Annotated in this window: 11 protein-coding genes and 1 tRNA gene; 4 read left to right on the top strand and 8 right to left on the bottom strand. The window is 62.4% G+C overall.

From position 1 onward, the window contains the following. Positions 1 to 17: 17 nt before the first annotated feature. Together EG799_RS13125 and EG799_RS13120 are read right to left on the bottom strand one after the other, a co-directional pair. A complete protein-coding gene (locus tag EG799_RS13125) occupies positions 18 to 239 on the bottom strand; it encodes a conjugal transfer protein TraD (RefSeq protein ID WP_123882095.1) in 222 nt (73 codons plus the stop codon). Positions 240 to 261: 22 nt separating this feature from the next. Then, complete coding sequence (locus EG799_RS13120; RefSeq protein WP_123882092.1) at positions 262 to 567, bottom strand: conjugal transfer protein TraD; 306 nt, start codon at positions 565 to 567, stop codon at positions 262 to 264. Between the two features lie 173 nt (positions 568 to 740). Between EG799_RS13120 and traA the strand changes: the two genes are divergently transcribed. From traA to EG799_RS13105, 3 genes are all read left to right on the top strand, one after another. Continuing rightward, positions 741 to 3626, top strand: a complete 2886-nt coding sequence (gene traA, locus EG799_RS13115) for a Ti-type conjugative transfer relaxase TraA (protein ID WP_123882089.1) — start codon at positions 741 to 743, stop codon at positions 3624 to 3626. A 7-nt stretch (positions 3627 to 3633) separates the two neighbouring features. Further along, on the top strand, positions 3634 to 4395 hold the full coding sequence (locus EG799_RS13110) for a DUF6118 family protein (protein WP_123882086.1): 762 nt from the start codon (positions 3634 to 3636) through the stop codon (positions 4393 to 4395). Positions 4396 to 4474: 79 nt separating this feature from the next. Next, positions 4475 to 5392, top strand: coding sequence for a hypothetical protein (locus EG799_RS13105; protein WP_123882083.1), 918 nt, complete (start codon positions 4475 to 4477; stop codon positions 5390 to 5392). A gap of 97 nt (positions 5393 to 5489) precedes the next feature. Here EG799_RS13105 and EG799_RS13100 read toward each other — a convergent pair whose 3' ends face one another. Both EG799_RS13100 and EG799_RS13095 read right to left on the bottom strand, forming a co-directional pair. After that, positions 5490 to 6710, bottom strand: a complete 1221-nt coding sequence (locus EG799_RS13100) for a tyrosine-type recombinase/integrase (RefSeq protein ID WP_123882080.1) — start codon at positions 6708 to 6710, stop codon at positions 5490 to 5492. Between the two features lie 196 nt (positions 6711 to 6906). Beyond that, positions 6907 to 6992: transfer RNA gene (locus tag EG799_RS13095), tRNA-Tyr, on the bottom strand. A gap of 147 nt (positions 6993 to 7139) precedes the next feature. On the opposite strand from EG799_RS13095, the gene rlmB reads away from it, so the two are divergent. After that, positions 7140 to 7940, top strand: a complete 801-nt coding sequence (gene rlmB / locus EG799_RS13090) for a 23S rRNA (guanosine(2251)-2'-O)-methyltransferase RlmB (RefSeq protein WP_123883142.1) — start codon at positions 7140 to 7142, stop codon at positions 7938 to 7940. A 66-nt stretch (positions 7941 to 8006) separates the two neighbouring features. Here the strand turns inward: rlmB and EG799_RS13085 are convergent, their stop codons facing one another. The 4 genes from EG799_RS13085 to EG799_RS13070 form a co-directional block, all read right to left on the bottom strand. Continuing rightward, positions 8007 to 8279: an HU family DNA-binding protein gene (locus tag EG799_RS13085; protein ID WP_123882077.1), complete on the bottom strand. Its 273-nt coding sequence runs from the start codon at positions 8277 to 8279 to the stop codon at positions 8007 to 8009. A 245-nt stretch (positions 8280 to 8524) separates the two neighbouring features. Next, positions 8525 to 10915, bottom strand: coding sequence for an endopeptidase La (lon, locus tag EG799_RS13080; protein ID WP_123882074.1), 2391 nt, complete (start codon positions 10913 to 10915; stop codon positions 8525 to 8527). 440 nt (positions 10916 to 11355) lie between these two features. Further along, positions 11356 to 12324: an energy transducer TonB gene (locus tag EG799_RS13075; protein WP_158611078.1), complete on the bottom strand. Its 969-nt coding sequence runs from the start codon at positions 12322 to 12324 to the stop codon at positions 11356 to 11358. Between the two features lie 64 nt (positions 12325 to 12388). Further along, positions 12389 to 12730 carry a YbaB/EbfC family nucleoid-associated protein gene (locus EG799_RS13070; RefSeq protein ID WP_123882068.1) on the bottom strand — a complete coding sequence of 114 codons (342 nt, stop codon included), beginning with the start codon at positions 12728 to 12730 and terminating at the stop codon, positions 12389 to 12391. Between the last annotated feature and the right edge of the window lie 10 nt (positions 12731 to 12740).

The following is a 12740-nucleotide window of genomic DNA, read 5'->3' as shown; positions in this document are numbered from 1 at the left end:
CTCGGGATCACGACTGCTCACTTTTCTGCCTCGAATGCCCGCTTACCTTTACGCCGGAACAACACCAGCGCCTGCGCACCATCCGGCCCACGCAACTTGGCGGCAACGGTGAGGAACGCGCCGTAAAGCGCGGCGCGATCATCATCGGTCAGATCGACCAGATCGGCCTTCGCAACCAGGCCGCCCAGCTCGATCAGTTGTCGGGTCCGCTCGCGTCGTTTCACCTGCCAATCGCGCATGTCGGTCCGTGCCTTTGCCGCCTCAAGCCGATGCCGCGCCGCCGCCGAGCGGGAGAGTGCCTTCCGGCTCTTCGCGAGGTCCGCTCGAAGTCTTGCGCTGTTTGCCCTGAAAGAAGGCTGCGCCGCGCTTGCGCCAGCCCTCCCCGATTGCCTTGTCGGTGTTGGCAGCCGCATCGAGCAGCGCGCCAGCCAGGACATCGGCATCGAGCGCGTCGGCTCCCGTTGCCGTGACCAGCGCTCCAAGGTCGCGCACGCGGCGTTCCTTCAGCTGCTTTGCCTTGTCGGCCAGTGCCTTCAGTTCCGAATCAAAATCGCGGGGTTTGCGCATGGGAAGTCTCCATCGTTGGTGTGATGAAGTCATGATAATCTCTGAGCTTTCCCAATGCAGTAAGGTCGCCGGGACAGTGTGATACCGCCTAGTCCCGATCAGGATTTTATCATGAGAGGGCGCGCTTATACGTCGTGCCGACGCAGGCTTTGCGGTGTAACTGGATTGCCGACATGGCAATCTTTCACTTCAGCGCAAAGGTCATCGGAAGGTCGAGCGGACGCAGTGCCGTAGCGGCGGCGGCCTATCGTGCAGGCGAACAGCTGCACGATGAGCGGATCGACAGAACCCATGATTTCACCAACAAGGCGGGCGTCCTTCATTGCGAAGTGATGCTGCCCAAAGGCGCGCCTAAAGCCTTCGCTGACCGCGCAACTTTGTGGAATGCGGTCGAGGCCGCCGAGAAGCGCAAGGATGCCCAGCTTTCCCGCGAGGTCGAGTTCGCATTGCCCCGCGAACTTTCGAAGAAAGACAATATCAGGCTGGCGCGCGAGTTCGTCAAAGCCGAGTTCGTCGAGAAAGGCATGATCGCCGATCTTAATGTCCATTGGGATATTGGCGAAGACGGCAGGGTCAAGCCGCACGCGCATGTCATGCTCACGATGCGCGAGGTCACCAAGAACGGCTTCGGCGCAAAGGTCCGCGACTGGAACAAGACCGTGCGGCTCGAGCAATGGCGCGAACGCTGGGCCGATCATGTCAACCGCGCGCTGGCGGAACGCGACATCGATGCGCGGATCGATCACCGCAGCCTGGAAGCGCAGGGCATTGCGCTGGAACCGCAGGACAAGATCGGTCCTGCAGCTTCGCGCATTAGCGGGCGCGGGCTCGAAGCCGAGCGGATCGAGGAGCACCGCGCCATCGCCCAGCGCAATGGCGAGCGAATAATCGCCAATCCAAGTCTGGCGCTCGATGCGATTACGCACCAGCAAGCTACCTTCACCAAGCGAGACCTTGCTGCGTTTGTTCACCGGCATAGCGACGGGAAGGAGCAGTTCGATGCTGCCTACAGTGCGGTGCGCAGTTCGACCAACCTGATTGCGCTGGGCGAGGACGGACGCGGGCGGGATCGGTTCACTTCGCGGGCGATGATCGAGACCGAAAAGCGCCTGCACCGCGCCGCCGACGCTATGGCGCAGCGCGATCGTCACTCGGTCAACGACGTTCAGAGGAACGCCGCCTTCGCGAAGGCGTCAAAGCGCAGTCTGGTCCTTTCCGGCGAACAGAAATCTGCCTTGGAGCACGTCACCAACAGCAAGGGCCTTGCGGTTGTCGTCGGCTACGCAGGAACGGGCAAAAGCGCGATGTTTGGCGTGGCCCGCGAGGCTTGGGAAGGCGCGGGCTACACTGTGCGCGGCGCAGCGCTCTCTGGCATTGCCGCCGAGGGCCTGGAAAACGGCTCGGGCATCGCGTCGCGCACAATTGCCAGCCTTGAGTATCAATGGGGCAAGGGAAGCGAGCAGCTGACTGCCAAGGATGTGCTCGTCATTGACGAAGCGGGCATGGTCGGCACACGCCAGATGGAGCGCGTGCTCACCCATGTCGCCAAGGCCGGGTCGAAGGTGGTTCTGGTTGGCGATCAGCAGCAGCTTCAAGCCATCGAAGCCGGTGCAGCCTTCCGGGCGATCCACGAACGCCATGGCGGGGTCGAGATCAGCGAAGTTCGCCGCCAACTTTCGGCTTGGCAGCAGGATACGACCAGGCACCTCGCCACGGGCCGAACGGGCGAAGCGATCCACAGGTACGAGGAACGCGGAATGGTCCATGCCGCCGACACGCGTGAAGCTGCGCGGACAGAGCTGATCGGCCGATGGAATCAGGAACGGCAGAGCAGCCCCGACGACAGCCGTATCATCCTCACCCACACCAATGATGAGGTGCGCGAGCTGAACCAGATGGCACGCGGGAAGATGCGCGCGGCTGGTGCGCTGGGTACCGATGCCACGATCAAGGCGGCTCGCGGCGAACGCCAGTTCGCATCGGGCGACCGCATCATCTTCCTGCGCAACGAACGCGGGCTTGGAGTGAAGAACGGAACGCTCGGCACGGTGGCGAAAGCCAGCGCGCAGCACATGGCGGTGCGCACCGACGATGGCCGCGAGGTCGCCTTCGACACCAAGGACTATGCCCATATCGATTATGGCTACGCCGCCACGATCCACAAGGCGCAGGGCATGACAGTGGATCGTGCCTATTTGCTCGCCACACCGGGCATGGACAGCCATTCCGCCTATGTCGCCATGTCGCGCCACCGCGACGGGATGGCGCTGCATTATGGCCGCGATGACTTCGCCAATCAGTCCAAGTTGGTTCGCACACTGAGCCGCGAACGCGGGAAGGACATGGCGGGCGACTACAAACCCGAACAGGCCTTCGCCGAACTGCGCGGCATCACCTTTCGCGAGCGGATCGTGGAGATGGTTCGGCAGCTGCCGGAGAAGGCCAAATCCATCTTTGGAAACTTCCGTCCGCAGGCACGTCAGCTCGAACCGCTTCCGATCCAAACTAACACGCAAAACGACCAGCGCCGCGCGGTCGAACGCTATGCCCGCGCGCTTGGCGATATCGGCACAATGCAGACCCAGGGCTTGCCTGTCCTGCCACACCAAAAGGACGCGCTGGAGAAGGCTGGAAAGGCACTCGAAGCAATCCGCCCACATGCGGCCACCGATCTCGCCAAGGCGCTGGATCGACGTCCTGAGCTGATTGCAGAGGCCGTTGGCGGGCGCAGCCAGGAAGCCATGCGCGCCATGCAGCAAGAGGCCGCCGTTCGCACCGATCCGGCTTTGCGATCCGAGCGCTTTGTCAGCGACTGGCAGGGGTTGAGCACGGAGCGCAAACAGCTTCAGCAGCAAGGCGACCGCGCGGGCGCTGCCCGCGTCTCAGCCAAGCTGACCGAGCTGGCAAAAGGGCTTGAACGCGATCCGCAGGTCGAAGGCCTGTTGCGCGGCAAGACCCACGAACTCGGCATCGATCCGAAGCCCGAACGCAGCATCGCCAATGAACTCACCGCAACCCTCACACGCGAGCGCACCCGCGCTTTCGACATGGGCATATAGGAGCTGAATGATGGAAGACGACCACATAGAAGAAGTGCAACTCGACCTCGATGTCGAGGAACAACCCGCGCCGGACCCAGAACCGGAGGCCGTCATGGAAACCGACCCGGCAACGGAGGCCTTCGCCCGTCTCGAAGGCGAGATGGCAATGGTGCGCCATACGGTTCAGAACATGGCAAGGGAGCGAGCCGACATCGTGATCCCTGACTACACCGCCACGCTCAGCCAAATGGCCGAACAGTTGACGAAGGCCACTCTGACGTTGAGCACAATTGGCAAGAAGCCTGCCATTGAGCTGACGCCGGAAGACATTGCCGTTCAGATCAAGCGTGCCTCACTCGATATGCTGCGCGATGCCAGCGACCTGTTCCGGCACGGACGCAAAGACCTCGACATCGCAACCGGTCAGCTCGCTGCAATTGTCGGGCGGGTCCGCACCGAGGACGAGCAGAAGCGACAGACCTGGCGCTTTGCAGGCGCGGGTGTGCTGGCTGGCATACTGCTTTGGTCGATCCTACCCGGCGCCATCGCCCGAACCATGCCCGAAAGCTGGCATTGGCCAGAGAGAATAGCTCGTAGGATGGTTGGCGAGCCGACCATCGTGGAAGCGGGCATTCGGTTGATCCGGTCTCAGAATCCCGAAGCCTGGGAGGAATTGGCGGAGGCGCAGCGCATTCTCAGTGAGAATCGCGATGGCTTGGAACGTTGTGTTGAAAGAGCTCGGAAGGCGGAACGAGCGATCAGTTGTACTATCGAGATAGCATCCTGATGTGTCAGTTTTACCATTGCCAGACATTCGTGCCCCGACCCTAGTTGTAGACCTTGCGAAAGCTTGGCAAACCTCTCCAATGACAAAGCTTCCCTTCATCCCTTTGCTTCTCATGGCGATTGTTGCGACCCTGCCCAGTTGTGACAAAGTGACTGACCCCTCAATGGCCGGCGATGATCATGAGTATGTTGAACCGAACTGGGAGAAGTTTCGGTCTATTCCATTTGAACAGCGCGCTGTTGAAGCGCCTGCGGGATACCGGCCTGTCGAAGGCCGCTTCGTGTTCGCCGATCTCAAGTATGAAAGCGACGAAAGTCTTTCCAAGCGGCTAGTGGGTGCTCTGGCTTCTAGGATCGGCTTTATCGACCGAGGTCAAGACAGATGGCAGTACTACTCAGCGGACGATGATCCGATGCACAGCATCACCCTTTTCGCTAGACCAGAACCTTGGGGCTCTGCCTTTGGATTGTGTAGAAGCGAGAGGTATGAAATCTCTTTCAATGAAGACGGAACGATAAGCTCGGTTGATGTGTCGCCGAGGTACGGAGTTGAGGGACCAATTTTCCAGAAGGACAGCTTCGATTGGGACGACTTTCGAGAAAGAATGTGCGATGAGGTTCCCGCCAATCACACTCGATCATATTTTCCGGTCAGCGATAGCGTTCTAGAAGCCCAAGACTTTGCCATCTTGCTATCGCTGGCAATCGATGAAGCAGGACGCGAAGGCCCACTCTCTTATGATCTTTCGTGCTCCACTTATGACAACGAAGAATGCCAAAGTGACTTAAGGGCTTTTCTGAGCGAGCTGAGACTGCATGAGATCGATGCTGTCAGTTCGGAAAATTGTACTGGCGACGCCTACGATTGCTTCACTGCCACCGTAGGAGAGCATGAGCTGGGGCCATACCCAAAGCACATTACGATCAAAGGAACTACGTACATGAATGAGTGGCGCGTCCAGTCGATAAGCATCATAGAAAGCTTCACCATGTCCTGAGCGGATAAATGTCCGCTTTCACCCCCAGTTCCAGCAACAACAGGCTTGTTGCTGGGCGCTTGAAAGTGGCAATCAGGGATTGAACTAAAGCTAGCATTTATTGGCTATCGTCGTCGAGCTTGCCCGAACTCTTGGGAGCCGCCACGCCGTTGCAATAGTTCCCCCACGCTTCCATCAGTTTCACTCGCGCACCGGGATTGTCCGGCGTCCCGAGATAGGTCGTACGGCGATAGGCGGCCTGCACGGCATCGGGTGTCTTATGCGCCAATGCCGCTTCGACAACCGCATTTGAGAAGCCTTCGTTTGCCGCCCAGTCGGTAAAGCTGGAGCGGAAACCGTGGACGTGGAAAGGCTCTTGCATGTCGCGCATGACCTTGAGCAGCGTCATGTTGGACATCGCCTTGCCGGTCATGCCGGGGAAAACCACTTCGGCTCCCTCCATCTGCATTGCTTCTGCCTTCGCAAGGACCGCCATCGCCGCCTCTGACAGCGGCACGATGTGCGCCCTGCTGCGTTTCATGTGTTCGGCTGGGATTGTCCAAAGGCGCTGGTCCAGATCGAATTCGTCCCACTTCGCGAGCCGCACTTCCTGCGAGCGAACTCCAGTCAGAATAAGGAGGTCGAGCGCGAGACGCGAATAGGATGGCTTACGCCGCAACGCGGTCAGGAAAGGAGGAACCGCCACGTATGGCATCGCCTTTCGGTTTGCCGGTTTCTTGACCTGTCTTGGCAGTCCTCGCCCCGCTTTCAGGCTGTTGTTGCCCGATGGAGCCTCCGTAGAGCGCCAGCCCTTCGCGTGGGAGTAGTCGAGCACTGCGCAAATCCGGTTGCGAACCTGACGGGCTGTTTCGGGGATTTCCTGCCAGATCGGCGTGAGGACCGAGATAATGTCAGCAGCGGTGATTCCACCAGTCGTCATGTCGCCCAACTTCGGGAAGGCGTAGTTCTCCAGACTGGCCAGCCATTGCCGACCATAGACATCGCTCTTCCAGCCAGCTTCGTTCTCGGAATGATATTGGGTAGCGGCTTCGCGGAAAGTGACCTTGGCGGCTTCCTCGTCCTTCCGCTCCGTCAGCACGTCTCGTTTCTCGACCTTCACTGCCTTGCGGAGTTCTGCGGCCTTCGCTCGCGCCTCAGCCAGCGTCACCAGCTTTGCGCTGCCCAAACCAATGTCTTGTCGTTTGCCATCGCGCTGGAGTCGCAGGAGCCAAGAAGCCGCACCAGTTTTTCCAACTTTCAGGAAAAGTCCGTCACCATCCTGATAGGTGCCCGGATTCGCCAAAGCGGCCTTGACCGCCACCGCCGTAAGTTTGCCCATTCTCGTTCCCCACATTTCTGGAGGCCAATTGAGAGAGCCGCAGTGTGGGGAAGCCTACTTCCTTCCCCACACCTTCCCCACACTCACTGCCGGTTGCAGGCAAATAGCAGCGAACAGGGGTGGCCATCGGAAGGCAGAATACCCTTGGTTTTCTGCGATTTCTAGGGCTTTTCCGGGATGTTCTGAGAAAGGGCGGTGGTGGACAGGGCTGGATTCGAACCAGCGTACGCTCGCGCGGGCAGATTTACAGTCTGCTGCCTTTAACCACTCGGCCACCTGTCCACACCGTGCCGGAAAGCGGGCTTCTCGCCCGCCTAGTGCGCAGCCCCGGGGGGCTCCGTCTTGCCGAGAGGCGCGCAATGGCGAAGCGGTGCTTGTCTGTCAATGGCCGCGCTGGCAGGAGGCGGCGATTCCAGCGGAAGGGTAGAAATGGCAGGCGACAAGAAGAAGCGGGCGCTGCGCGGGCGCGCCGGGCGGATGCAGGGCGGACGCGGTTCGGGCCGCGCCGGCAAGGGCGCGGTGCGGTTGTGGGGTCGCCACGCGGTTGAGGCGGCGCTGATGAATCCGGCGCGGCAACACCGCAAGCTGTGGGCGACGCGCGAGGGCGTCGATTCTCTCGATGGTGAATTGCCCGCCGATTTCCCGGTCGAATATGCCGACGTATCCGACCTCGCCCGCCTGGTCGCACGCGATGCGCCGCATCAGGGTCTCGTGCTCGAATGCGAACCGCTGGCGGACCTGCATCTGGACGACGTGATCGACGGCCAGGTCAATCGCCCTATCGTGGTGCTCGACCAGGTGACCGATCCGCACAATGTCGGCGCCATCATGCGGTCGGCCGCAGCGTTTGATGCCGCCGCCATCGTGACGCAGGACCGTCATGCTCCGCCGGAAGGCGGGGTCGTCGCCAAGTCCGCTTCCGGGGCGCTGGAAAGCGTGCCGTGGGTGCGCGTGGTGAACCTGTCGCGGGCGCTGGAGGATCTAGCCGAGGCCGGATACTGGCGCATCGGCCTTGCCGGCGAGGCGGAAACGACGCTTGGCGACGCTCTTCCCGCAGGACCGGTCGCGCTCGTCTTGGGAGCGGAGGGCGAAGGCATGCGGCACGGCGTGACGCAGCATTGCGACGCGCTGGCCCGGCTCCCTATCAGCGACGCGATGGAAAGCCTCAATGTCTCGAACGCGGCAGCGGTCGCGCTTTACGCCATCGCGACACGCCCAGCAGGCGACTGAGGCGAAGAAAAGGGGCCGTCCCGGCATCCCGGCACGGCCCCTTTTCGTACAGAAAGCGGCGAACGCCTAGTTCACGGCGTCCTTCAGGCCCTTGCCGGCCTTGAACTTCGGCTGTGTGGAGGCCTTGATCGTCATCGGTTCGCCGGTACGCGGATTGCGACCGGTGGAGGCTTTCCGCTTGGCGCAAGAGAACGTGCCGAACCCGACCAGGCGAACTTCGTCACCCTTGGACAGGGTGCTGGTGATGGTGTCGAAGACGGCTTCGACGGCCTTGGTCGCATCGTTGCGCGACAGGCCGCTGGAATCCGCGACAGAGCCGATCAGTTCGTTCTTGTTCATTGTCAGGAGAACCCCCTCGTTTGTGTTCGAAAGCAGAATACGGAATCGCCATGCGATTGCGGGGAATTGAGCGACATTCGCGCGGCATGTCAAAGGCAAACCCGCCGAACTGCGCGCTTTTTCTCTACTCCCGACACGATTGCCACGACGAAACGGATGAAAATCACGCCAGGCGCCCGCCGACCGGACCGTTGCTGCAACGCAGCACGCCCTGTCTGGTCCGCTCCGGTTGCCGGGCCGCCGACTCAGTGCGCGGTCGTCGCCGCCGGCGGGGTTGCGACCTGCACCTGCGGCTGGCTGGCGATGTCGTCCGCTTCGGTCCATTCTATGGGGGACGGCTGCGCGGTCAGCGCATGGTCGAGCACCTGGTCGACATGGCTCACGGGAATGATCGTCAGACCTTCCTTCACGTTATCGGGGATTTCCTTCAGATCCTTCTCGTTTTCCTGCGGAATGAGAACGGTGGTGATCCCGCCGCGCAGCGCGGCCAGCAGCTTCTCCTTCAACCCGCCGATGGGCAGCACGCGGCCCCGCAGCGTAACCTCGCCCGTCATCGCGACATCGGAGCGCACGGCGATGCCGGTCAGCGTCGAGATGATCGAGGTGACCATGCCGATGCCTGCGCTCGGCCCGTCCTTGGGCACCGCCCCTTCGGGCAGGTGGATGTGGATGTTCTTGCGCTGGAAGATCGAGGGCTTGATTCCGTAGGCCGGAGCCCGCGCCTTCACGAAACTGAAGGCGGCGGCGACGCTCTCGTTCATCACCTCTCCCAGCTTGCCGGTCGTCTTCACCTCGCCCTTGCCCGGCGTGGTCACGCTCTCGATCGTGAGCAGCTGCCCGCCGACTTCCGTCCAGGCAAGCCCGGTGACGGCACCGATCTGCGGCTCCTCGTCGCTCATGTCGTGCCGGTATTTCCGCACCCCGGCGAAATCGGCGAGGTTGTCGGGCGTGACCGTCACGCTCTCGCATTCCTTCTCGAGTATCCTGCGCAGCGACTTGCGGCACAGGCGCGCGATCTCGCGCTCCAGCGTGCGGACGCCGGCTTCCCGGGTGTAATAGCGGATGAGGTCGCGCAGCGCCTCCTCGGTCAGCGTGAACTCGCCATCCTTGAGACCGTGATCGCTCACCTGCTTGGCTATCAAGTGGCGCTGGGCGATCTCGACCTTCTCGTCCTCCGTATAGCCTTCCAGCCGGATGATCTCCATCCGGTCGAGCAGCGGCTGCGGCAGGTTCAGGCTGTTCGCGGTGGTCACGAACATGATGTCGCTGAGGTCGATATCGAGTTCGAGATAGTGATCCTGGAACTTGTTGTTCTGCTCGGGATCGAGCACCTCGAGCAGCGCGCTCGCCGGATCCCCGCGGAAATCCTGACCCAGCTTGTCGATCTCGTCGAGCAGGAACAGCGGATTGCTGGCGCCGGCCTTTTTCAGGTTCGACACGATCTTTCCCGGGAGGGAGCCGATATAGGTGCGGCGGTGACCGCGGATCTCGGCCTCGTCGCGCACCCCGCCCAGCGACTGCCGGATGAATTCGCGCCCGGTGGCGCGGGCAATGGACTTGCCGAGCGAGGTCTTGCCCACGCCGGGCGGGCCGACGAGGCACAGGATCGGCCCCTTGAGCTTGTTGGTACGCGCCTGCACGGCGAGATATTCGACGATCCGGTCCTTGACCTTGTCGAGCGCGTAATGGTCCTCGTCGAGCACCTGCTGCGCCTTGCCGATATCCTTCTTGAGCTTGCTCTTCTTGCCCCACGGCAGGCCGAGCAGCACATCGAGATAATTGCGCACCACCGTCGCCTCGGCGCTCATCGGCTGCATGCCCTTGAGCTTCTTCAGTTCCGATTCGGCCTTGGCCCGCGCTTCCTTGGACAGCTTGGTTTCGGCGATGGCCCTGGTCAGCTCGGCGATTTCGTCACCGTCCTCGCCCTCGCCGCCCAGTTCGGACTGGATCGCCTTGAGCTGTTCGTTGAGGTAGTATTCGCGCTGGGTCTTTTCCATCTGCCGCTTCACCCGGCCGCGGATCTTGCGCTCCACCTGCTGCACCGACAGTTCGCCCTCCATGACGGAGAACACCATCTCCAGCCGTTTGAGCGCGTCGGTCTGGACCAGCAATTGCTGCTTGGCATCGACCTTGGCGGAAAGGTTCGCGGCGATGGCGTCGGCCAAGGCGCCGGCATCGTCGATATCGCGCAACTCGGATTCCACCTCGTCCGAAAGCTTCTTGTTGCTCTTGGCATAGTCGGCGAACTGGTCGAGCGCGGAACGCATCATGGCGTCGACCTCGCTGCCGCTGGCGGTCGTCTCGTCGAGCAATTCGGTCTGCGCGAGGATGTAGTCCTCGGACAGGCGCATCGCGTCGAGCCGGGCGCGCGCCTGCCCTTCCACCAGCACGCGGACGGTGCCGTCGGGCAGCTTCAGCATCTGCAACACCTGCGCGACGACGCCGATATCGTAGAGATCGTCCTGCTCGGGATCGTCGGTCGCCGGGTCGAGCTGCGCGACCAGGAAGATGTCCTTCGACGATTCCATCGCCGCTTCGAGCGCCGCCACCGACTTGTCACGCCCCACGAACAGGGGAACGACCATGCCGGGGAAGACGACGATGTCGCGAAGGGGAAGAAGGGGAAAGGCTGTCATATGCGGGGTATCCGTCCGTTGCGCGGGCGCGATCCGGGTGCCCGCCACTGTTCTTGAGGCCGGATATGGGGGCGGCGTCGCAATCGTGCAACGGGCGCGGAAGGCCCGGATGTGGACGGCCCGGTACCGGTCGGTCATCGATGGCAGGGCGCACGACACGAAACCTGACGAAGTTGACATCGCGACGTAGCCGGACGGACGCCCCTGACGCCCGCTTTTCCGCGGGTTACGAAGCGTTTTGCGAAGTTGACACCTCGCCTTGTCGAAAACATGGCCGGGGCACCGGGAGAGGAAGCGGTCATTCCGCGGGCATGGACCAGCCCGCCGACCGTAGGAAAGCGTCGGATGGCCCGAATGGCGGAAGCAGGGACAGGCGACGCCCCGCCACACGCCCTTTAAGGCCCGGTTTTCCCCGAGGTCGCGCGGCCGCGTCTAGAGGCCTATGTGCCGATCCGGTAGACGATCGTCTTCACCCAGTAGCTGGCGATCGGATCGCCATCGGCATCCAGCGCAGGGTCGAAGCGCGAATGGCGCAGCAGCACTTCGCAGGCGGCCTCGTCGAAAAGGGGATTGCTGATATCGGTCTGCACCGCGCAGTCGGTCGCGCGTCCCTCGGGCGAAACCGTGAGACGCACGCGAACCACCGCCTGTTCGTTCTGCCGCTCCATGGCGGTGGGATATTGCTGCTGCACGCGGGTGACCCACGACTGGAAATCCCTGGGTTGCACCCGGCGCGTGAGGTGCCGGTTGGCTTCCGCGTCGATGCCCCAGTGCTCGATCAGCTCGTCCATGCATTGCCGCATGGCGGACATGGGTGCCTGCATCGCCCCGGTATCGAGCACGAAGTTGCGCCGATAGACATTTTCGACGGCGAGGCCGTCGATCTCCGCTTCGCGTACGTCGCGCTGCTCGTCCGAAACGACGAGGCCGGTGCCGTGTTCGGCGAGAAAGGCCCTGGCGAGTTCGCGCTGCTCCGAATTCCTGAGGTCGAGCGAGGTGAACAGGACACCCTCTCCCCACTCCTCGCTATGGATGCCGAGCGGCTGACCCCATTCGGCCGGCTCCGTCTCGGGGAGGAAGCTGACACTGGGCCTGGCGATGCGCGAGCGAACGTGGGACGCAACGAGCAATTCGTCGGCGGACCGCATCTGTGTGCCCTTGGTCATGACGATGACCTGGAGCGCCCCTTCCGGCTCGAATTGGCGCAGCTCGAGAAACGTGCGGTCGTCCCCTTCCCCGAAGGAGCGGCGAAGGGCGCAAGAGTCCTCGGCGTAATCGAGGTTCCAGTGCGAGGAGGGGGCCAGCCTGTCCCAGTCCGCGGCGTATTGCGCGGCTGCCCCCGTCGGCATCGCCGCCGTCGCAAGGGCGGCGCCGACTGCCAGCCACCCCGCCTTTACCCGCTCGCACACCATCGCACACGCCCCCGATTGCCGTCCTGTCGCAATACCACCACCTTATCCGGGCGCAAGCGGTTCAGCCCATGCCCGGAAGGTTGAAGCCGGGCGGCAGGCCCATGCCCTTCTGCATTTCGGCCATGTGTTCGCCCGCCGTGCGATCGGCCTTGTCGCGGGCGTCGTTGAAGGCGGCGGTGACGAGGTCTTCGAGGATGGTCTTCTCCTCCGGCTTCACCAGACTGTCGTCGATGGATACGCCGATGATCCGGCCCCGCGCGCTGGCGCGCACCTTGACGAGCCCGCCGCCGGCGCTGCCCTCGACCTCGATATTGTCGAGCTTCACCTGCGCGTCGCTCATCTGCTGCTGGATCTTGGCCGCGGCTTCCTGCGCTGCCTTCATCATTTCTTCCATGTTCTGCATGACGCTATGT

The organism is Aurantiacibacter spongiae (assembly GCF_003815535.1).
Lineage (GTDB): Bacteria > Pseudomonadota > Alphaproteobacteria > Sphingomonadales > Sphingomonadaceae > Alteraurantiacibacter > Alteraurantiacibacter spongiae.
Note: the sequence above shows the minus strand (reverse complement) of the source record. Positions and strands in the feature narration are given on the sequence as shown.

What these genes read in the sequence shown, in the direction of transcription:
- EG799_RS13125 (WP_123882095.1), bottom strand. Translation starts at nt 239, where the DNA reads ATGCGCGATTGGCAGGTGAAACGACGCGAGCGGACCCGACAACTGATC.
- EG799_RS13120 (WP_123882092.1), bottom strand. Translation starts at nt 567, where the DNA reads ATGCGCAAACCCCGCGATTTTGATTCGGAACTGAAGGCACTGGCCGAC.
- traA (WP_123882089.1), top strand. Translation starts at nt 741, where the DNA reads ATGGCAATCTTTCACTTCAGCGCAAAGGTCATCGGAAGGTCGAGCGGA.
- EG799_RS13110 (WP_123882086.1), top strand. Translation starts at nt 3,634, where the DNA reads ATGATGGAAGACGACCACATAGAAGAAGTGCAACTCGACCTCGATGTC.
- EG799_RS13105 (WP_123882083.1), top strand. Translation starts at nt 4,475, where the DNA reads ATGACAAAGCTTCCCTTCATCCCTTTGCTTCTCATGGCGATTGTTGCG.
- EG799_RS13100 (WP_123882080.1), bottom strand. Translation starts at nt 6,710, where the DNA reads ATGGGCAAACTTACGGCGGTGGCGGTCAAGGCCGCTTTGGCGAATCCG.
- rlmB (WP_123883142.1), top strand. Translation starts at nt 7,140, where the DNA reads ATGGCAGGCGACAAGAAGAAGCGGGCGCTGCGCGGGCGCGCCGGGCGG.
- EG799_RS13085 (WP_123882077.1), bottom strand. Translation starts at nt 8,279, where the DNA reads ATGAACAAGAACGAACTGATCGGCTCTGTCGCGGATTCCAGCGGCCTG.
- lon (WP_123882074.1), bottom strand. Translation starts at nt 10,915, where the DNA reads ATGACAGCCTTTCCCCTTCTTCCCCTTCGCGACATCGTCGTCTTCCCC.
- EG799_RS13070 (WP_123882068.1), bottom strand. Translation starts at nt 12,730, where the DNA reads ATGCAGAACATGGAAGAAATGATGAAGGCAGCGCAGGAAGCCGCGGCC.